Here is a 19,971-nt window from a genome sequence, read left to right as displayed (position 1 = left end):
AGCTCAGATCGAAAACGGAGCCATAAATAGCTCCGTTTACATTAACCTAAGCCAAATTTATGGCTGTGTCACAGTTAAGTGTTGAGGTTTATATCAAGCCTTCGGCTGTACCGATTTCGGTACTTTTAGCGGACTATGTCGCGGTGGCGACGGCACACTCTTGTATGCATTAGGGGGAGCTTCGCCCCCTTTGGAGTCCCCCTTGCCTTAGGTCGCAGTCCAAAACGCTTCGCTGGACTGCTCTAATGCGGCAGAAGATCAACGACGGTATTGCTTTGCCCTTGTATCAACACTCGCCTAGCCAGTGCTTTAACTGTATTAGCAAGAACAACACTTAGTTGGTACACAGCCAAATTTAGGCGTTTATTAGCGTGCCGACTACTGATAACGCTGTTGATACTTTTGGTAGAGCCGCTGATGACGGTTGTCCAAATCGATGGCACGGCCATCAAGCCACATTCGCTCAACCGCATGTTTACTCGGGTCAAACAGATCACCACCGCTGATGATGACGCTGGCGGGGGCTCCTGCAATCAGTTGCCCTAGCTGTGGTTGCCCTAACAGCTTAGCCGCGTTCTTGCTGACGCTATTGAGTGCCGCTGTTGGCGGCAATCCAAAGGCGATGGCCTGACCAACGGCAAAAGGTAGGTTGCGGCTCTCCCAGCTACCGCTAAAGGTAATGGCCAATTCAACCCCAGCGTGGTGCAGTATCGCTGGGATCTCAAAGGCTAAGTCGTAGGGGTCACCGATGCGGCGTGGCAAGCCTTTGGCGTGGGTGTAGATCACCGCTACCTGTTGTTGTGCTAATTGCTCAGCAACTTGATGACTGTCGTAGCCGCCAACGATCACCAGCTGCACTTGGTATTTGGCCGCAAGCGCCATGGCGTGCTCTATCTGGCGGCGCTCGTCGGCGTGCACAAACAGCGTGGAAGTTCCCTGTAACAAGGCCCGCATCGATTCCCATCGAGCATCTTGGATCTCTCGAGGTACTTGAAGGTAGTGCTTGGCATCGTCGAAGGCGGCAACAATAATGTCGTACTGGCGTTGGTAGTTCGCTTGAGCTTGCTCGCGAGTTTGCCCTTGCGGCAGTGTGCTGGCAGGCCAGTATAGGTGAACGCCCGTATCCGCTTTAACTAAGGCGTCATTGATGTTCCAGCCATCAAGTTGCACCAGCGCCGATTGGCCAGCAAAGAGATCGCCAATCGGGGTGATCTGGGCGTAGCCTATGCCATTGGCTCTAAGTGTCGGTAATAATTCCGATTCAACGTTAAAAGCCGTTGCCGCTCTGATCTGCGGGTTTATCTCGCCAACTTCATAGCTATCTACGGTGGCACGAACCGCGCCAATTTCGGTTAAACCAATTTGACTGTCCAAGCTAATTAACGCGGGGTAAAGGTGTTTCCCGCTGGCATCAATTACCGCAGCACCCTCAGCAACAATGTCGGTTCCGATCGAGGCTATCTTGCCAGCTTTAAGTAGCACATCGGTATTCAGTAGCGGCCCGGTTGGGGTATGCACGGTGGCGTTGGTGATTAACTGGGGTTGCGATTGTGTTTGGCCCGGTAGCAGATCGTGGGATTGACTACATAGCGGGATAAGCGCCATCAGCGCTAGGACAGAATAACGTTTTAGCATGTGTGTACTCCTAGTGTTGCTGGTGGCTGTGTGATTGATGGCTATGTTGGCCAACGGTATCGCAGTGCCAAGTTGATGCTGGCAATGGCGTTAACTGCTCACCGTCCTCGGCAGGGGAATCATCCTGCAGTAGCTTAGCGATGAGCTGTTGTCGCTCTTGGTTAATGGCTCGACGCCGTTGCTGGTCTTGCTCGATAGAGAAATAACGAGCGCCATCGATCCAGGTGATTTCTGCGCGTGCGTAAACCGACAGCGGATTAGCGCTCCACAGTACCAAATCCGCCTGTTTACCTGCTTCAATTGAGCCGACTAGGTGATCAACCTTGAGCTGTTTAGCCGGGTTAATAGTGACCATTTGCCATGCTTGTTGTTCTGACATACCGCAATACATGATGGACTTGGCTGCTTCTTGGTTAAGGCGCCGAATCAGATCGTTACTGTCGGAGTGGATGCTGGTTAAAACGCCTTGCTCGGTCATTACACAGGCGTTTTGCGGAATCGCGTCATACACCTCAAACTTATATGCCCACCAATCGGCGAAGGTGGCGGCGCTGGTACCCGCGGCGGCCATCTCTGACGCCAATTTGTAGCCCTCTAGTGAGTGGGTAAAGGTTTGCACCTTAAAGCCCAGCTCATCGGCTAAGCCAAGCATCATCAACATTTCAGTGTGGACGTAGGAGTGGATATGAATATGGCGTTCACTGTTAAGTACTTCCAATACCGTTTGCAGTCGCAGATCTGGCTTAGGGGCAATGGTGCGTCGCTGCTGGCGACGGCTGAGCCCATCCCATGCGGTTAACTCGTGCTGATAGTTACTGGCCTGTTGAAAACCATCACGTAGCATCGCTTCAACGCCCATCCTAGTTTGAGGGTAGCGAATGTTGTAGTTGTCACCCCAGTTGCTCTGTTTGACGTTTTCACCTAAGGCAAATTTAATCGACGGCGGAGCAGCGGTAAATGCTAATCCTTGGGCGTCTTGGCCCCAACGTAGCTTGATTACCTGTGCTTGGCCGCCGATAGGGTTAGCGCTGCCATGCAATAGTTGGGCGCTGGTGACGCCACCGGCAAGAGAGCGGTAGATAGCGATATCGCTTGGTTCAAGTACATCGCCAATCCGCACTTCAGCGGTGTTGTTGTCTGAGAATTCATTGACCCCGCCATGAATGGCGATGTGAGAGTGCTCGTCAATAATACCGGCGGTAAGGTGCTTGCCACTGCCATCGATTAACTGATAGCCAGATGGGAGCTTAAGATTGCTGCCAATTTTGTCGATCTTACCGTGACGCACCAACACATCGGTATTGGCTAGATTGCCTTGTTCGGTGCTGGTCCAAACGGTTGCATTTCGGATCAGCATATTTTGTGCTTGGGGGAGGGTGCTGTGTCCGTAAGCGACATTGGGAAAAGTTTGTTTTGATACGAAGTTTATCGGCTCGACCGTCGCTAACTCGTGCTGTTGCGGTTTGGTTTTTTCTGCTGTTAATGACCAAGACTCACCGTTAGCCAATAGGACGCTGCCTTGCAGTTGTTGGCCATATGGAACCAAGGTCACGGTGGCGTTATCTTGGCGCCCGAATGTTGTCGCAGGCAACTGGAACGATAACTCAGTGGTGTGGCTGTTTAGCTGCTGTAACGTAATTGCATCGTCATCAACGCCAAGTTTGCCAGTGAGCTTGCCATCCTTTTCGGTAAGAGTAAGCACGCGAGAGTTATCAAACCAACGGAGCTGCCATTCACCGCTGTACCGCTGATATTGGCTGTCGCCGATGTTATGCCACTGCCCTTGCAGTACTGTTGCCACAAGTGTGCCGCCGGCAAATAGGTCGCCGTTACTGATAACTAAATCGGCACGATAGCCCGGTGCTAACTGCCCGAGTTCACTTTCTAAGCCGAGGAATTGAGCGGGGGTTGTCGTGAGGGCCGCAAGCGCATCTGCGCCAGACAGACCATAGCGCATCGCCTTGTTGAGCCGAGGCCAAAAGTCTTCGCCGTCGATACCATCCATGGTTAGGGCAAATGGAATATCGTTGTTGGCTACCGTGGCAATATTACTTGGGCTACGTTCCCAGTGGCGCATATTGGCTAAGGTCAGTTCTTGAGGGTCATATACCGATGTAATTTCCGGTTTCTTAGCGAAACTTAGCGGTAAGATTAATTTGCTGTTTAATTGCTTAAGCTGCGCTATACGCTCAAATTCCAGACCGGAACCAACAAAAATTGCATGATTATTATCAAGCAGATGCGCGGCGCGGATAATGTCATCTGGGTGACTTCCTTTAAAGAATGCGGCTTGTTGATCGAAGTTGGTAAGTGGTAGCAAACTTTGTTCCGAAGGTAACAAAGGTTTACCAAACTGTTGTTTATACCATTGACCTTCAGCTAATACTTGTCTAATAAGCGCAATAGACCCCATTACTGATGTGGGATATTCCTGTTGTGACGAGCCCTTGTTAAAAGATAGCCAAGGTCCGCTTTGAGATTTGTAAATTAATGATGCGCCATCCCCTTGTGCCAGTGAGGTAACAAACCCTTGGCCTTGGAATATTCCATCCTGCCAGGCTGAATGCACACTTGTGAAACCATTATTGAGCCAAGTTTTGGCATCTTCGCTATCGGGGCTAAAATGATCTGCCCAGATCATGTCGCTATGAACAGCGGTATTCTTATAACGAGTACCGTATCGCTCTACCGTGTATTGGGGTGATTTATCTTCACTATAACCATAGTCCCAATCTAATCCATACTGGGCGTAGCTATCAATGAAACCGGCATAAACGTATTGGCCTTTTAGGTCGATAACCTTAGCGCCTTTAGGAATGGCATCGCTAATAGCAGTAATGACATTACCCTCAACAACTAAAACGCGGTTCTTAGCTAATTTCCCGGGTTTTGTTACCAGAATGCCATTAGTAAATGCAGTTAAGGTTGGTGTGTTATTACTTAGGCTTAATTGGTATTGCCCTGAGCTGGCGCTAACGGGGCTAATTAGGCTTGGGAGTAGCAGCCCAATGGCCTGTAGGTAAGTATGCTTCATGAATTCTGTCGTCCTTTAGAACTCTTAGGATGAACAGCATGTTACCTTGGGGTTAGGAGCTTGTAAGCAACGCGATGAAGGTTGTTGCCAATAATAATGAATGAATTTGTAACAAAAAACGGCCGCATATGCGGCCGTTTTATATTTGCTGCTTAATTAAATTAGGAAATCGTCCAAATTTGCACCAGCATCTAAGCGTTCTTTAATAGCTTTTGGAGTACGGCCTTGGCCAGTCCAAGTGATGGTTTCACCGTCTACTTCAATAGCGTACTTAGCTGGGCGAGGAGCGCGTTTTTTACGAACTTTAACCTCAGTAGAAGAACCTAGATCGTCCAAGCTAATGCCATCTTCTGCCATTAACTTGCGTAGCTGTTCGATTTTAGCAATGCGCTCTGCGTTTGCTTCATTCTCTGCGCGTAATTCTTCTTCGCGCTCAGCTGCAATAACCTGCATCTTTTCGATAACTTCATTAAGCTCATCAATAGACAAGCCTTTAAGTTGTGCTTTAAGACGACGACCGTGAGTTAACACATCTAAAAATTCGACCATGTGATGTATCCCTTATGAAAAATTTTTTAATGGCTTAAATAAATAGTAAATCTATTTTGCTAAAAAGCAAGAATAAGGATTATTGATCTTCATTATAATTCTGCTTCTAATAATGTTCAGTTCAGCTTTTCCCTGATTAGTTCAATCAAAAAGCCACTTTTGAAAACCATTCGACCATTTACGTGATCTCTATCAGTGATTTGTGGTGTTGTGTTGCGCTTGAAATTTTCACTGTGGGACAATAATTTCAATCCCTTTGGGTACTTTGCTACTCAAAATGCCGTTAAGTTATTGAAACTTAGAGTTGTTAATGAAGATATTGGTCGCGATAAAGACGATTCCGGAGTTGATGCCGCAGTCGTCTGTGCAGGAATCCGCTGAAAATAAGCCAAAGTTTGTGTTGGACCCATTTAGTGAAGTGGCGTTAGAGCAAGGCTTACGATTATTAGAGTCGGGGCAAGCGACCGAATTGGTTGCAGTGACCGTTAGCCCGAGTGAGCAAGGGCTACGTGCTGCAATGGCGCTCGGCTGTAAGCATGCTCTGCAAATACCAACACTAACCGATGACTGTAATGTTATTGCCAAACTACTGCAGCAAGCGGTTGAACACACCAAAGTGGATTTGGTGTTGTTAGGCAAGCAATCCGGCGATGGCGATAACCATCAGGTTGGGCAACGCCTAGCTGGTTTGCTTAATTGGCCACAGTTGTCTGCAGTTGACCAGCTGCAGCTGGATGGCAACATCATTAGCGGCAGTGGTTTATGTGCTGGCGGCCGCGGTAATTATCAAACACCTTTACCGGCGGTGGTTACTGCCGACCTGCGTTTAGCCACGCCTCGATTTGCCACCCTACCTAACTTGATGAGGGCACGTCGGTTGCCAATAGAACGGCTCGAACCGGCCGTGGTTTCGTCTGGTTCAGTTGAGGTTGTCGCCCAGCAAAGACATCAAGTGGTTCGGCTGGGACAGCAGTTAGCCGACACTCAGGCATTGGCGACAGTATTGCTGCAAGGAGAGTTGGCATGAACGCGCTGTTGATTTTACACCGCCACAATCACAATGAATGGGCTCGCTTATTGGCGGCAACAGCCAAACTCAATCAAGGGTTCGATGTGATTGTGTGCGGACTGGATGCGGATCGGTTACCTATTCAACCGTTACATGGTGAAGTGCTGTTATTACCGGTTGCAGCTGAGGCAGGCCCAGAGGTGTTGAGTGAGCTGTTGTTGCCTTATTGCCAAAAGCGTAGCCACATTGTCGCTGGTACCGATCACTGGGGCCGAGATTTGATGCCAAGGCTGGCGGCGCAGCTAGATCTACCGATGATTTCAGAAGTCACTGCAATTGCAGGGCCGCAGCAATGGTCGCGACCTAGCTGGGCTGGCGCGATTGAGCAAAGCATCGTTGGTGATGGCAGTTCGGTACTATTTACAGTGCGCCCACAGGGGTTTAGCCCCGTATCCGGTGACATTGCCAAAGATTACCAACGGTTATCGGTGGCGGAGTTAACTCCATTAGTAGAACGCACCATTGAACCGTCCCAGTCTATGCGGCCACAATTAACCGAAGCCAAAACGGTTATTGCCGTGGGGCGCGGGGCCTGTACTGAACAGCTGTGGCCATTGGTTGAAGCCCTCGCCGACAAGCTCGAAGCCGCGATTGGTGGCACCCGACCGGTAATCGATTCTGGTTGGTTGCCGAGTGAGCTGCAGGTTGGCCAAACTGGACAGTTAATTGCACCAGAGCGCTACATCGGTTTAGGCATTTCTGGTGCCACTCAGCATATGGCGGGGATAAAACAAGCAAAAACCGTGATAGCGGTGAACCAAGATGCAGACGCACCGCTGATGCAACTGGCTGATTACGCTTTAACCGGTGAGTTGGACAAAGTTTTACCAGAGTTGCTCGCAAGCATATAAAGTTCGAGACATCGGTCACACAATGGCGTTATCTTCAAGGCAAACAGCTGTTTGCTATGGTTGAATGCCGCCGTTACCCGCTAAGTAACAAACCAAGTAAAACGTACTTGTGTAGAGGCGCACTGCCTATCAGTAACCCAATGAAGGTCGACAACCGTTGATATTGGGCCAAAGGAGTCAGTGCCGAAGCGAATAGGGCGTCATCCCATTCTGCTGGGGTTGTATCAAATAGGTACAACACTGCCATAGTTATCTCTGTCGAGAGACAGGTTTACCGTAACTATGGAGCGCTACTGAAAGAACGGCGAAACAAGAATTCTCTTTGTTTTTCTCCTCAGTCGACAACATCTAGTTGCGGCGATCTCAGTGCCTCCATCTTAAATAATGAAGAATAAAGATGGTTTCATACGAATTTAACAACACGATTTTTGCTCTACTGCCACCACTGGTTGCCATTGCTATGGCTGTGGTTACCCGCAAAGTATTACTCTCTCTTGGCTTAGGCATCATTGTCGGCATTTTAATGCACACCGGTTTCGCCCCAATGGAAGCGCTCAGCGATCTGGCTGGCCGAGTTCAAGGGTTATTCTGGGGTGAAGACGGTATCGATACCTGGAACGTGCCATTATTAGGCTTCTTGTTGGTATTAGGTATGACCATCGCGCTTATTAACGTCTCTGGTGCCGCTCGTGCCTTTGCTCTGTGGGCTCGCCGTCGCATTAAAACCAAGCGTCACGCCCGTTTAATGACTATGGCTCTGGGCATGATTATCTTTATTGATGATTACTTTAATACTCTGTCTGTTGGTTCGGTTGCCAAGCCAGTAGCGGACGATCATAAGGTTTCGCGTGAAGAGCTGTCTTACGGTGTCGATTCCACTGCGGCTCCGGTATGTGTCATGGCTCCTATCTCCTCATGGGGCGCCTACATCGTTGGCTTGATTGGTACCGTATTTGCCGCCCGAGAGATAACCGATATTGGTCCATTGAACGCCTTCCTTGAGATGATCCCGATGAACCTGTACGCCATTTTTGCTCTGGCGACCCTGTTCTGCGTAATCATCTTTGACATCCAGTTTGGGCCAATGCGTGCTGCCGTTGCCCGTACTGAAGCTACCGGCGAACTGTGGGATACCAGCAAAGGCAATCCACCAGGCGTAGATAATGATTTGCAAGAAGCAGACAACGGCTCGGTTTGGGGGTTGTTCCTGCCTATTCTGTCACTGGTTGTTGCCTCGGTTTACTTTATGTTGGCCTCTGGTGCTGCCAACCTTGGCGATACGCCATTTACCGTAATGGGCGCGCTGGAAAACACCGACACTACTATGGCGCTATTTAATGCCTCTTTGGTGAGCTTAACGGTTGCCTTCGGTGTGGTCTTCTACCAGCGCCTAGCTGCTGCTACCGTAGCGAAAGCCCTGTTTAGCGGCGCAGCGTCGATGAAAGAAGCGGTTTATATTCTGCTGTTCGCATGGACCATCGCTGGCGTAATTGGTGACTTGGAAACCGGTAAGTACTTAGCGTCACTGGTACAAACCAGCATGCCAATGTGGTTGCTGCCATTGCTTATCTTCGTCTTGGCTGGTGTTACCGCATTCTCTACCGGCTCAAGTTGGGGTACCTTTGCCATCATGCTGCCAATTGCAGCCGACGTTGCCTTGGCCGCTGACGTAGCAATGCTATTGCCGTTGATGGCTGCTGTTCTAGCCGGTGCAGTATTTGGCGATCACTGTTCGCCTATCTCCGACACCACCGTGTTGTCTGGTACCGGCGCCGGTTGTCACCACATTGATCACGTTACCACTCAGCTACCGTACGCATTAACCGTAGCAGCTATCGCCTCTGTTGGTTATCTGGTTATTGGTATCACTGGCTCTGCCACCTTCGGCTTTGCAGCGAGCACGGTAGCGCTGTTTGTCGCTATCACTGCACTGCGTCGAATCGCTCAGTAAGCTGACGTCAATTCGGTAACACGCGACAAATATCTAAACCGACGGTGGTCGCCACCGTCGGTTTTTTTTATACTCTCGCAAACTCAAATTTGGGGACACACCTTGGCTCAACTCTATTTCTATTACTCGGCCATGAATGCCGGTAAATCCACTTCATTGCTGCAATCGGCGTACAACTACCATGAGCGCGGGATGAAGGCCTTGGTGTTAACTGCAGCCCTAGACGATCGCTACGGCGTTGGCAAAGTTACCTCGCGGATTGGACTGGAATCGGAAGCGCTAATCTTTGGAACCGACGATGATTTAAGTCAGTTGATTGAAGATCAGCAGCAACAACCCAACTGTGTGTTGGTTGATGAGAGCCAGTTCCTCTCCAAAGCACAGGTGCGCCAACTGACTAAGGTGGTCGATGTACTGAATATTCCAGTGCTGTGTTTTGGCTTGCGTACCGACTTCTTAGGCGAACTGTTTGAAGGCTCTCAATACCTATTGGCGTGGGCAGACAAATTGGTGGAACTGAAAACCATCTGCCACTGCGGTCGCAAAGCTAACATGGTGGTTCGTCTCGATGAAAGCGGCGTTGCCGTTCGTGGCGGAGCGCAGGTTCAAATTGGCGGTAACGACAGTTACGTCTCGATGTGCCGTAAGCATTATCGTGAATTAGCTTGGGATTAAAAGCATAGCGGCTGACGTTACGCAAAGGCATGCCGAAACCACATCGGCTGATTGTCGGTTAGCCGCGTTCGAATAATAGCTAGCGTCCCCATGTTAGTGCTCTGATAAAGCAACGCCTCAGCGTTGCTTTATATTTTGTAGGGGCCATCGTGATGGACCTTCGCCACAGCTTGGGTATTCGCCTCAGCTTGAACCTTCATCGCAGCTTGAACCTTCACCTCAGCTAGGTTTGCGCTCGGCAACGGTCAGACACGTCTGCCCCTACGGTGTTGCGTAGGGGCCATCGTGATGGACCTTCGCCACAGCTTGGGTATTCGCCACAGCTTGGACCTTCGCCTCAGCTTGGGTATTCGCCACAGCTTGGACCTTTGCCGCAGCTTGGGTATTCGCCACAGCTTGGGTATTCGCCACAGCTGGGTTTGTTCTCGGCAACGGTCAGACACGTCTGCTCCTACGGTGTTGCGTAGGGGCCATCGTGATGGACCTTCGACACAGCTTGGGTATTCGCCACAGTTTGGGTATTCACCTCAGCTTGAACCTTCACCTCAGCTGGATTTGCGCTCGGCAACGGTCAGACACGTCTGCCCCTACGGTGTTGCGTAGGGGCCATCGTGATGGACCTTCGCCACAGCTTGGGTATTCGCCACAGCTTGGACCTTCGCCTCAGCTTGGGTATTCGCCACAGCTTGGACCTTTGCCGCAGCTTGGGTATTCGCCACAGCTTGGACCTTCACCGCAGCTGGGTTTGTTCTCTGCAACGGTCAGACACGTCTGCCCCTACGATGTTGCGTAGGGGCCATCGTGATGGACCTTCGCCACAGCTTGGGTATTCACCGCGATTGAACCTTCACCTCAGCTTGGGCCTTCACCTCAGCTAGGTTTGCGCTCGGCAACGGTCAGACACGTCTGCCCCTACGGTGTTGCGTAGGGGCCATCGTGATGGACCTTCGACACAGCTTGGGTATTCGCCACAGTTTGGGTATTCACCTCAGCTTGAACCTTCACCTCAGCTGGATTTGCGCTCGGCAACGGTCAGACACGTCTGCCCCTACGATGTTGATGTTCACGTCGGAACCATCGTGATAGAACGCTCTAAAGTCATTAAGTTATTTAATTTTTTGCAATGTTGCGCAAAGGTTAAGTTGTTGATTGTAAGTGGCTTTTTCTGTGCCGTTAAAGGCAGTCAGAACAAAAAGTTAAAAAAAGCACTAAAGGAAATGGTCGTGGCGCCGAAATATTGATTGTACCGGGGATGCAGCATCGTTAGTTGGTCCCGATGGATAACAACCTAAGGAATAATCAATATGAGTATCTCAGTAAACTCCAACGTAACAGCGATGTCGTCCCAAAATGCGGTAAATTCGGCTAACAGCGCTACCCAGACTTCAATGGAGCGTTTGTCTTCCGGTTTGCGTATCAACTCTGCCAAAGATGATGCGGCTGGCTTGCAGATCTCTAACCGACTTTCTTCGCAGATTAGTGGTATGGACGTAGCGATGCGTAACGCTAACGATGGTATCTCCATGGCGCAAACAGCCGAAGGTGCAATGCAGGAATCAACTGATATTCTGCAGCGGATGCGTGACCTGTCAGTACAGTCTGCTAACGGCTCAAACTCTGCCGACGACCGTACTGCAATTCAAGAAGAGATCACCTCTTTGCAAGATGAGCTGACTCGAATCTCTGACACTACTTCGTTTGGTGGCCAAAGTTTACTCGATGGTTCATACGGTACACAGAGTTTCCAAATTGGCTCTAATGCAAACGAGACAATTGAACTCTCTATGAATGATGTGGGTGCAGACCATCTGGCTCAGGGGCGCAGTGTTTCTGGTACCTCAGTAGCAGTAGCTAACATCGACGCAGTGATTAAAGCTGACGATATGACATTTACATTAACCAGCGGCGATGGTTCGGCGGGCAGTACAGTCTCAGTAGATTTATCTGATGCCGAAGATGCAGGTGGTATTGCAGCTGCAATGAATAAAGCTTTGGGTGATAGTGGTGTCTCTGCCGGTGTCGATGAATCTGGTAATGTTGTGTTGTCGGGGCAAATTGAAAATAGTGATGACCCAGGCACTACGGATTCCAATTTAGTATTTGCAGGAACTAGCGTTACGGCAGCACCAACGTTAGGAGCAAATGATAGCTCTAGTGTTGATACTATTGACGTTAGTACTACTCAAGGCGCGCAATCTGCTATCACTATGATTGATGAAGCAATTTCTCAAATTGATTCACAGCGTTCGGAGCTGGGTGCGACTCAAAACCGGATGGAACACACCATCAATAACTTGAGCAACATCCAAACCAACGTGTCTGATGCACGCTCCCGTATTCAAGATGTCGACTTCGCCAAAGAATCGACAGAGCTAGCGAAGCAGCAGGTACTGTCACAATCCTCTTCAGCTATGTTAGCGCAGGCAAACCAATTGCCTTCAGCGGCACTATCACTGCTGTAAAGTCGGTAAGTTAAAATTTAGGCTAAAGCTTTATATTGTAGCGGCCGATAGAACGGTAGAGTCGAGAGGCTCTACCGTTTTTTTTGGTATCACCGTAGGGGCGGACGTGTCCGACCGACGCGGTGTTTATGCCAAGAGGCGCGGTGGTTTTGTGCTTGTCGATGGGGTTACTACTGGCGAAGGTCCATCATGATGGCCCCTACGTTGAGCATCTTGTAGGGGCGGACACTGGCGAAGGTCCATCGCGATGGCCCCTACGTTGAACATCTTGTAGGGGCGGACACTGGCTAAGGTCCATCATGATGGACCCTACGTTGAACATCTTGTCGGGGCGGACACTGGCGAAGGTCCATCACGATGGCTCCTACGTTGAGCATCTTGTCGGGGCGGACACTGGCTAAGGTCCATCACGATGGCTCCTACGTTGAGCATTTTGTAGGGGCGGACACTGGCGAAGGTCCATCATGATGGCCCCTACGTTGAGCATCTTGTAGGGGCGGACACTGGCGAAGGTCCATCACGATGGCCCCTACGTTGAGCATCTTGTAGGGGCGGACACTGGCGAAGGTCCATCACGATGGCCCCTACGTTGAACATCTTGTAGGGGCGGACACTGGCGAAGGTCCATCATGATGGCCCCTACGTTGGGCATTTTGTTGGGGCGGATGTGTCCGACCGAAGGGTGTTTATGCCAAGAGGCGCGGTGGTTTTGTGCTTGTCGATGGGTTTACCACTGGCGAAGGTCCATCACGATGGCCCCTACGTTGAGTATCTTGTTGGGCGGACACTGGCGAAGGTCCATCACGATGGCTCCTACGTTGAGCATTTTGTAGGGGCGGACACTGGCGAAGGTCCATCATGATGGCCCCTACGTTGAGCATCTTGTAGGGGCGGACGTGTCCGACCGAAGCGGTGCTGATACCAATGACGTTGGGGTTTGAGGCGAAGTATAGGGAGAGAGACCATGAATGGAGATATCACCTCTGTAATTGGTGTAAATATTGCAGAGATTCGCGGTAGCGGCAATAATCCGCCGCCGAATAAGCAGTTTGCGACGCAACAGCAGACCGATGCCGATGCAATTGAGTCACAACTTGCGGTGGATAAGGTTGCTGCCAACAGTGAAGCTAAAGTTCAAGATTTTGAACAACAACAGCTTGATAAAGAGCAATTACAAGAGATGGCTGCAGCGCTTGAAGCGTTTATGGAACAGAATCAACGGGCACTGTCGTTTCACGTTGATGATTCGACCGGTAGCGACGTAGTGGTGGTTAAAGACATTGCCGCTGACGAAATCATCCGCCAGATCCCATCCGAAGAGATGCTTAAGCTAGCGATGAAGATGACCGATCTTAATGGCTTGTTGTTTAATACTGAAGTGTAAGGGGGCAGCATGGGTTTAACGTCTACAGGTATGGGCTCCGGGCTCGATATCAACAGCATCGTAACGTCATTGGTTGACGCCAGCTACTCACCGCGGAAAACGGCGCTGACTGGCAGAGTTTCCGAACTTGAAACTCAAATATCTGCTTTGGGAACGCTCAAATCAAGCATGACCGAGTTTCAAGATACGCTTGAAGCCCTGCAGGACCCAGAAACCTTCGGCCAGCGCACCACCAGCTTAAGTCAAAGTGAATATCTTGACGTAGAAGCATCGCCAGACGCTGTCGAAGGCAGTTACAACCTTACCGTTAATCAACTGGCGGAAAGTCAGAAGTTGGGTAGTGCTGCTGTAGCCGATGCTGATGCAACTGTTGGTGAAGGGCAGCTGCAAATTAATGTCGGATTAGATGACAATGGTGATCCTGACCCAGAGGCCCAGTTAACCATTGATGTTAACGCTGACGATACCCTTGCCGACATTGTCGATAAAATCAACGGCTCTGAAGATAACCCCGGCGTGACCGCGACCATTATTAACAGTGACGATGGCCCCCGTTTGATCATGACCTCTGATGAGACCGGCGTTGAAAATGAGTTGACCATCAGTGCGACAGATACGGTGGGCACGGGCTTAACGGATACCTTCGGCACCATGGATGAGTTGGTTAAAGCTCAAGATTCCGAAATTGTGGTCGATGGTATTACTATCACTTCTTCGAGCAATGAAGTAGATGATGCCGTTAATGGCTTAACGCTAAACCTTACCAAAGCTGATCCAGACGAAACCACGAAGCTCACCATTGATATGGATACTGGCACAACAAAAACCGCCATAGAGGATTTTGTTGAGGCATACAATGCCATGGCCGAAACCATCGCGGATCTCACTGAGTATGATGCTGAGGAGGAGAGCGCTGGAGCCCTGCAAGGGGATTCGATGACCCGTGGCATCACCAGTATCTTGCGCAGTAGCTTGGGTGATCAATATAACCTTGATGGGCAATCAGCTTCTCTAAGTCAATTTGGGGTGAGTTTCGATGCTTACGGTAAACTTGAGATCGATGAGGACATGCTGGATGAAGCAATTGAGAATGACGTCGGCAGTTTAACCTCCTTGTTTAGTGCCGAAGACACCGGTTTAGCCTATGTATTGGATGAAAATCTAGAATATTACCTGGAAAGCGACGGGTTGTTTGAAACCAAAACCAGTTCATACGAGAGTCAGATCGATGGCCTTGAAGATGACCAAGCCGATTTGCTTATTCAAGAAGCCTCATATGAAGACCGCTTGTTTGACCAATACAACGCTATGGATTCAGCGGTGTATTCCATCTATGCCCAATTGGATTCACTGTTAGCCAACCTAGGTACCTCTTCGTAGATGACCCAAGTAAATGCTGAACAATTTGCTGCGCTTGATAAGCAGATTGAAAAATTATTGTCGTTACTAGAAACCAACCAAGACAACGCTTCGAATCAAGAAGAGCTGCCATTTTCCCAGCTGCAGCCGTTATTAGATCAGCGCCAAAGCTGTTTGGCGGCGCTATTGGTAACGCCTTTAGGCAGTGACCGCCAGTGGTTAGAGCAAGCAGTCGCCACTACCAAGCAGATAGCGCAGCGGGCAGTTGCTCTGAAAGACAAAGCCAAACAACAACTAGGTGGCTATAAAAAAGGTCGCCAACAAGTAAATCGATATAAACAAATAGAAGCGGGGAGAGGGTAATGAGAGGCTCATTAAAGGCTTACAATAAGGTTAACATTGGTGCCCAAGCCGCTGAAGCTAGCCCGCACAAGATTGTCCAGATGCTACTTGCAGGCGCGATGGAAAAATCTTTGCGCGCTAAGTTGGCGATAGAGCAAAACGACACTGCTAAGAAAGGCGAACTGATTGGTCGCTCTATTGAGATTATTGCTCATCTACAAGCAGCGCTTGATCACGATAAAGGCGGTGAGATTTCCGACAATTTGTCTGCTATCTATGCCTATGCGACGCGTCGATTAAGCTTTGCCAATGTTAATAATGATACTGAGGCTTTATTAGAGGTAGTAAGCTTACTGCGCACCATTAAGGAGGGCTGGGACGCGATTCCGCCTGAATTCCATCAAATGGACAAAGTTAGTTAGACCATAACCGTTGATGAAGCTCACAGAAACGAAGCATGCGAAACAAACTGTTCTTAATTGCTTCGTTTTTTTTGTTCAGCGTCAATATTTGGGCGTTGTTCTACTTTTTTGAGCATATATCCAACAGTCGAGCGTTATCTTCTTGGCGGAAGTTAGAATGACTGGTAATTTAGCCGAGGTGCAGTAGAAAAGGGTTTTACTGTCGTAGGTATATTGGTTCTTATCATAACAGCCGAAGAGCTCGTCTTAACTAATGCAAACTGATCAACAAATATTGCTTGTCGACAACGATCCAGAGCGAAGTCAAAAGCTAAGCCTTTTGTTTCGCTTCATTGGCGAGCAAGTTGAACCGATTTCCCTAGACCAACTTAGTCAGTTGCTATGCACCAATCGATACCGTGTGGTGTTGATTGCGTGCGATCTCATCTCCGACTCTATCGCTGCAATTATCCACAAGCATAATCGCCAAGCCTTTATCACCATTGGTTCCGCTAAGTTAGCTTACCCCAATGTACTTGGTGAAATGAATGAGCCATTTAGCTATGAAGTAGTGACGCAATTACTGCATTACAGTCAGGTATTTGGTCGGAATCGTCGGAGCACTGTATCGAGCTGCGCTCATCATACTAAGTTGTTCCGCTCACTGGTTGGTAGCAGCGAATCGCTTGTGAATGTTCGTCAGCTTATTTCTCAAGTTGCCAAAGCGGATGCCAGTGTATTGATTACCGGCGAGTCAGGTACCGGAAAAGAGGTGGTTGCACGTAACATCCACTACATTTCCGATCGACGCGATGGTCCGTTTATTCCGGTTAATTGCGGTGCTATTCCATCTGAACTGTTGGAAAGCGAGTTATTTGGCCACGAGAAAGGCGCGTTTACTGGCGCAATTAGCACCCGTAAAGGTCGTTTCGAACTTGCCGATGGCGGCACACTGTTCTTGGATGAGATTGGTGATATGCCAGCGCATATGCAGGTCAAGATCCTCCGTTTCCTGCAAGAGCGCAGCTTTGAGCGGGTTGGTGGAAGTAAACAAGTTAATGCCAACGTGCGCATTGTTGCAGCGACACACCGTAATCTTGAAAAGATGATTACTGACGGTGAGTTTCGCGAAGATCTCTATTATCGCTTGAACGTATTTCCAATCGATATGCCGGAGCTACGTTCCCGCCGTGAAGACGTACCACTGTTGCTAAATGAGCTAGTTAATCGCCTCGAAAATGAAGGTAAAGGCAGTGTTCGCTTTACTCGTCGCGCACTGGCTTCATTGGTTGAACACCCTTGGCCAGGTAACGTCCGTGAGTTATCTAACTTAGTTGAACGCATGGTTATTCTTTGCCCTGGCGGTTTGGTGGATGTGAATGATCTGCCTCTTAAATATCGCTATGGCGATCAGTCTGAGTATGTGCCGGAGCCCCTCAGTGCTGCCTCTGAAGAGGAGCAAGAAGGGGATATGCTAGCAGCACTGTTCAGTGGTGATGAGCCGATTGAAATCAGTGAGCCTCGCTTCGCTAATGAGCTGCCTCAAGATGGTGTCAATCTGAAGGACATGCTTTCTGAGCTGGAGATCGACATGATCCGTCAGGCGCTCGATCAAGGCGGCAACGTTGTCGCTCGTGCCGCTGAGCTGTTGGGAATGCGCCGTACTACATTAGTAGAGAAAATGCGTAAATATGGCTTGAATAAGTAGCTACAAACTACGCTTAAACCCCAAAAGCAACGCCTAGGCGTTGCTTTTTTGTATCGTGGGTTAACTTGGTTCACTTTTTGCTTGGGTTGATGGCAGAGCAAAATTTTGACTGACTAGGCTAAGGAAGCAACCGGTGAGCGATCAGATAACTGCCCAGCAACAGGCCAGTAGCCGCTTGCACCACTTGATGCAGCTGTTACCGGCGGGGATCGTTGTTCTCGACAGCCGCGGCATTGTGATTGAGGCAAACCCACAAGCGATCGAGTTGTTGGGTGAACCGTTAATTGGTACGCGCTGGCGCGAGCTGATTAAGCGAGCGTTTGCTCCGCAGCGGGATGATGGCCACGAAATCACCTTACACAATGGTCGCCGGGTAAAGCTTGCAACCAGAGCTTTAGATCCGGAGCCTGGCCAATTAATCATGCTCACCGATCTTACTGAAACTCGGCAGTTACAACACAACATCTCCCACCTTGAGCGTTTATCTGCCTTAGGAAAGATGGCCGCGTCATTGGCACATCAGATCCGCACGCCGCTATCCGCTGCGTTGTTGTACGCCGCGAATATGGGTAACCGGAATCTCGATGAGCGCGGGCGCGAGCGCTTTCAAACCAAGCTGATGGCTCGTTTAGGGGAGTTGGAGCAACGGGTAAATGACTTGCTACTGTTTGCCCGCGGTGGCAATCAAAACAACGTTAATAAACCCATTTCACTACAGCAATTGGTGCAGTTATTACAGCAAAGCTGTGAGGCTCAGTTATTGCAGAAGGGGGCAACATGGCTAGCGCCGCCTCAACTGCCGGGAAAGATAAGCGCCAATATTGAAACCCTAAACAGCGCCTTACAGAATCTGGTCATTAATGCCCTTGAAGCTGGCGCGACGGCGCTGCAATTGCAAGTCGAGCAGTGCCAACACTTCGTTAAGATCCGTATTTTAGATAATGGCAGCGGCATGGATGATGCGGTGCAACAGCGAATTCTAAGTCCGTTCTATACCACCAAGCCAAACGGCACTGGGTTGGGACTTTCTGTGGTTGCGAGCGTTTGCAGTAATCACGGGGGGCGACTGGAAGTGACCTCTGCTCTTGGGCAAGGCAGCTGTTTTACCGTGGTATTGCCGCGTTTTGAACAAGGAACATCGCGATGAGTAATGGAACCATCCTCGTGGTTGAAGACGATCTGGGTTTACGCGAAGCCCTAGTGGATACGTTATTGCTTGGTGGCTTTCGCTGTATCGAGGCCAGTGATGGCGCCTCTGCGTTAGTGCAGCTAAATCAAAACCCTATTGATATGGTGATTAGTGACGTGCAGATGGCTGGTATGGACGGCCTTACCTTGCTAAAAAATCTGCGCGCGAAAGATTGTCAGTTGCCGATTTTGTTGATGACCGCCTATGGCAGTATTGACGCTGCGGTTGAAGCGATGCGTTACGGCGCGACCGATTATCTCTCTAAGCCGTTTGCCCCGCAGGTGTTACTTGATCAAATTAGCCGTTACATGCGCGCCCAACCGGTTGAAACTGATCAGCCGGTTGTGGGAGATCCCAGCTCTAAGCAACTGCTGACCCTGGCGGCTCGAGTGGCTCAATCAGACGCTTCAGTGATGGTGTTGGGGCCGAGCGGCTCCGGCAAAGAAGTGCTCGCACGGTACATTCACAATCGCTCTAAGCGAAGCGGTGCAGCATTTGTTGCCATCAATTGCGCGGCTATTCCCGATAATATGTTAGAAGCCACCCTTTTTGGCTATGACAAAGGTGCCTTTACTGGAGCGGTGCAAGCGTGCCCGGGCAAATTTGAACAGGCTCAGGGTGGAACCATCTTGTTGGATGAGATCACCGAGATGGATCTCAACTTACAAGCGAAGCTGTTGCGGGTGTTGCAAGAGCGCGAGGTGGAACGCCTTGGTTCGCGCAAGACTATTCGTTTAGATGTACGCGTATTGGCCACCTCAAATCGCGATTTACGCTTAGCTGTTGAACAAGGGCGCTTCCGTGAAGACCTCTATTATCGTTTAAACGTATTTCCACTTACTTGGCCATCGCTGGCGCAACGTAGCGGTGATATCTTGCCGCTGGCAAATCATTTATTGGGCCGCCACGCCAGCCGCAGCGGCTTGCCACAACCTATTATCGCCGCTTGTGCGGTTGAGCGCCTATCCTGCCACAGCTGGCCTGGTAACGTTCGTGAGTTGGATAATGTGATGCAACGAGCGATGATCTTATGCAATGGCGAAAGGCTGACTGCAGCGGATCTGTTTATCGATGGTGAAGCGTTCTCTTCACCGATTGTGAACAACCCTATTGCCGCTGAAGCGATGGTTGAAGCCCCTCGCGTTGCTACTCAGGCTAAGGATCTCAGTAGCGATCTTAAGCATCAAGAGTTTCAGATTATTCAAGATGCCCTTAAAACACTTGGTGGTAGCCGCAAAGGTGTGGCTGAAAAGCTAGGGTTGAGCCCACGCACACTGCGCTACAAAATGGCCAAAATGCGCGACGAAGGCTACGAAATTCCCGCTTAGTTAACACTTTGAACATTAGTTAACGTAAAATGGT

At 49.8% G+C, this 19,971-nt stretch carries 15 protein-coding genes and 1 riboswitch; of the genes, 12 read left to right on the top strand and 3 right to left on the bottom strand.

Annotated elements, in window-relative coordinates:
• Positions 1-378: 378 nt before the first annotated feature.
• The 3 genes from HER31_RS11065 to HER31_RS11055 form a co-directional block, all read right to left on the bottom strand.
• Positions 379-1,635, bottom strand: coding sequence for an amidohydrolase family protein (locus tag HER31_RS11065; RefSeq protein WP_168660632.1), 1,257 nt, complete (start codon positions 1,633-1,635; stop codon positions 379-381).
• Positions 1,636-1,645: 10 nt separating this feature from the next.
• Positions 1,646-4,669 (bottom strand): amidohydrolase family protein, encoded by a 3,024-nt coding sequence (locus HER31_RS11060; RefSeq protein ID WP_168660631.1) that lies wholly within the window; start codon positions 4,667-4,669, stop codon positions 1,646-1,648.
• 156 nt (positions 4,670-4,825) lie between these two features.
• Entirely contained in the window at positions 4,826-5,218 is a 393-nt protein-coding gene (locus tag HER31_RS11055; protein WP_168660630.1) for an H-NS histone family protein, read from the bottom strand.
• Positions 5,219-5,528: 310 nt separating this feature from the next.
• Between HER31_RS11055 and HER31_RS11050 the strand changes: the two genes are divergently transcribed.
• The 12 genes from HER31_RS11050 (at position 5,529) to HER31_RS10990 (ending at position 19,937) form a co-directional block, all read left to right on the top strand.
• Entirely contained in the window at positions 5,529-6,245 is a 717-nt protein-coding gene (locus HER31_RS11050; RefSeq protein WP_168660629.1) for an electron transfer flavoprotein subunit beta/FixA family protein, read from the top strand.
• A complete protein-coding gene (locus tag HER31_RS11045) occupies positions 6,242-7,138 on the top strand; it encodes an electron transfer flavoprotein subunit alpha/FixB family protein (RefSeq protein WP_168660628.1) in 897 nt (298 codons plus the stop codon). Before HER31_RS11050 ends, HER31_RS11045 begins: the two co-directional genes overlap by 4 nt.
• A 104-nt stretch (positions 7,139-7,242) precedes the next feature.
• Positions 7,243-7,439: riboswitch (Lysine riboswitch) on the top strand.
• A 96-nt stretch (positions 7,440-7,535) separates the two neighbouring features.
• Positions 7,536-9,089, top strand: coding sequence for a Na+/H+ antiporter NhaC family protein (locus HER31_RS11035; RefSeq protein WP_168660626.1), 1,554 nt, complete (start codon positions 7,536-7,538; stop codon positions 9,087-9,089).
• A 102-nt stretch (positions 9,090-9,191) separates the two neighbouring features.
• Complete coding sequence (locus HER31_RS11030) at positions 9,192-9,764, top strand: thymidine kinase (RefSeq protein WP_168660625.1); 573 nt, start codon at positions 9,192-9,194, stop codon at positions 9,762-9,764.
• Between the two features lie 1,304 nt (positions 9,765-11,068).
• Positions 11,069-12,226, top strand: a complete 1,158-nt coding sequence (locus tag HER31_RS11025; RefSeq protein ID WP_168660624.1) for a flagellin — start codon at positions 11,069-11,071, stop codon at positions 12,224-12,226.
• A gap of 964 nt (positions 12,227-13,190) precedes the next feature.
• Positions 13,191-13,610, top strand: a complete 420-nt coding sequence (locus HER31_RS11020) for a flagellar protein FlaG (RefSeq protein WP_168660623.1) — start codon at positions 13,191-13,193, stop codon at positions 13,608-13,610.
• A 9-nt stretch (positions 13,611-13,619) separates the two neighbouring features.
• A complete protein-coding gene (gene fliD / locus HER31_RS11015) occupies positions 13,620-14,990 on the top strand; it encodes a flagellar filament capping protein FliD (protein ID WP_168660622.1) in 1,371 nt (456 codons plus the stop codon).
• Positions 14,991-15,332, top strand: coding sequence for a hypothetical protein (locus HER31_RS11010; RefSeq protein ID WP_168660621.1), 342 nt, complete (start codon positions 14,991-14,993; stop codon positions 15,330-15,332).
• Positions 15,332-15,733: a flagellar export chaperone FliS gene (gene fliS / locus HER31_RS11005; protein WP_168660620.1), complete on the top strand. Its 402-nt coding sequence runs from the start codon at positions 15,332-15,334 to the stop codon at positions 15,731-15,733. Before HER31_RS11010 ends, fliS begins: the two co-directional genes overlap by 1 nt.
• Positions 15,734-15,986: 253 nt before the next feature.
• Entirely contained in the window at positions 15,987-17,420 is a 1,434-nt protein-coding gene (locus HER31_RS11000; RefSeq protein WP_168660619.1) for a sigma-54 dependent transcriptional regulator, read from the top strand.
• Positions 17,421-17,553: 133 nt separating this feature from the next.
• Positions 17,554-18,567, top strand: a complete 1,014-nt coding sequence (locus HER31_RS10995; RefSeq protein WP_238786812.1) for a sensor histidine kinase — start codon at positions 17,554-17,556, stop codon at positions 18,565-18,567.
• Positions 18,564-19,937 carry a sigma-54-dependent transcriptional regulator gene (locus HER31_RS10990; RefSeq protein ID WP_168660618.1) on the top strand — a complete coding sequence of 458 codons (1,374 nt, stop codon included), beginning with the start codon at positions 18,564-18,566 and terminating at the stop codon, positions 19,935-19,937. Before HER31_RS10995 ends, HER31_RS10990 begins: the two co-directional genes overlap by 4 nt.
• The last annotated feature ends 34 nt before the right edge of the window (positions 19,938-19,971 follow it).

The sequence above is a fragment of the Ferrimonas lipolytica genome, assembly GCF_012295575.1.
GTDB classification, from domain to species: Bacteria; Pseudomonadota; Gammaproteobacteria; order Enterobacterales; family Shewanellaceae; genus Ferrimonas; species Ferrimonas lipolytica.
The sequence above is the reverse complement of the archived record's forward strand: the minus strand, read 5'-3'. Positions and strand labels throughout refer to the sequence as shown.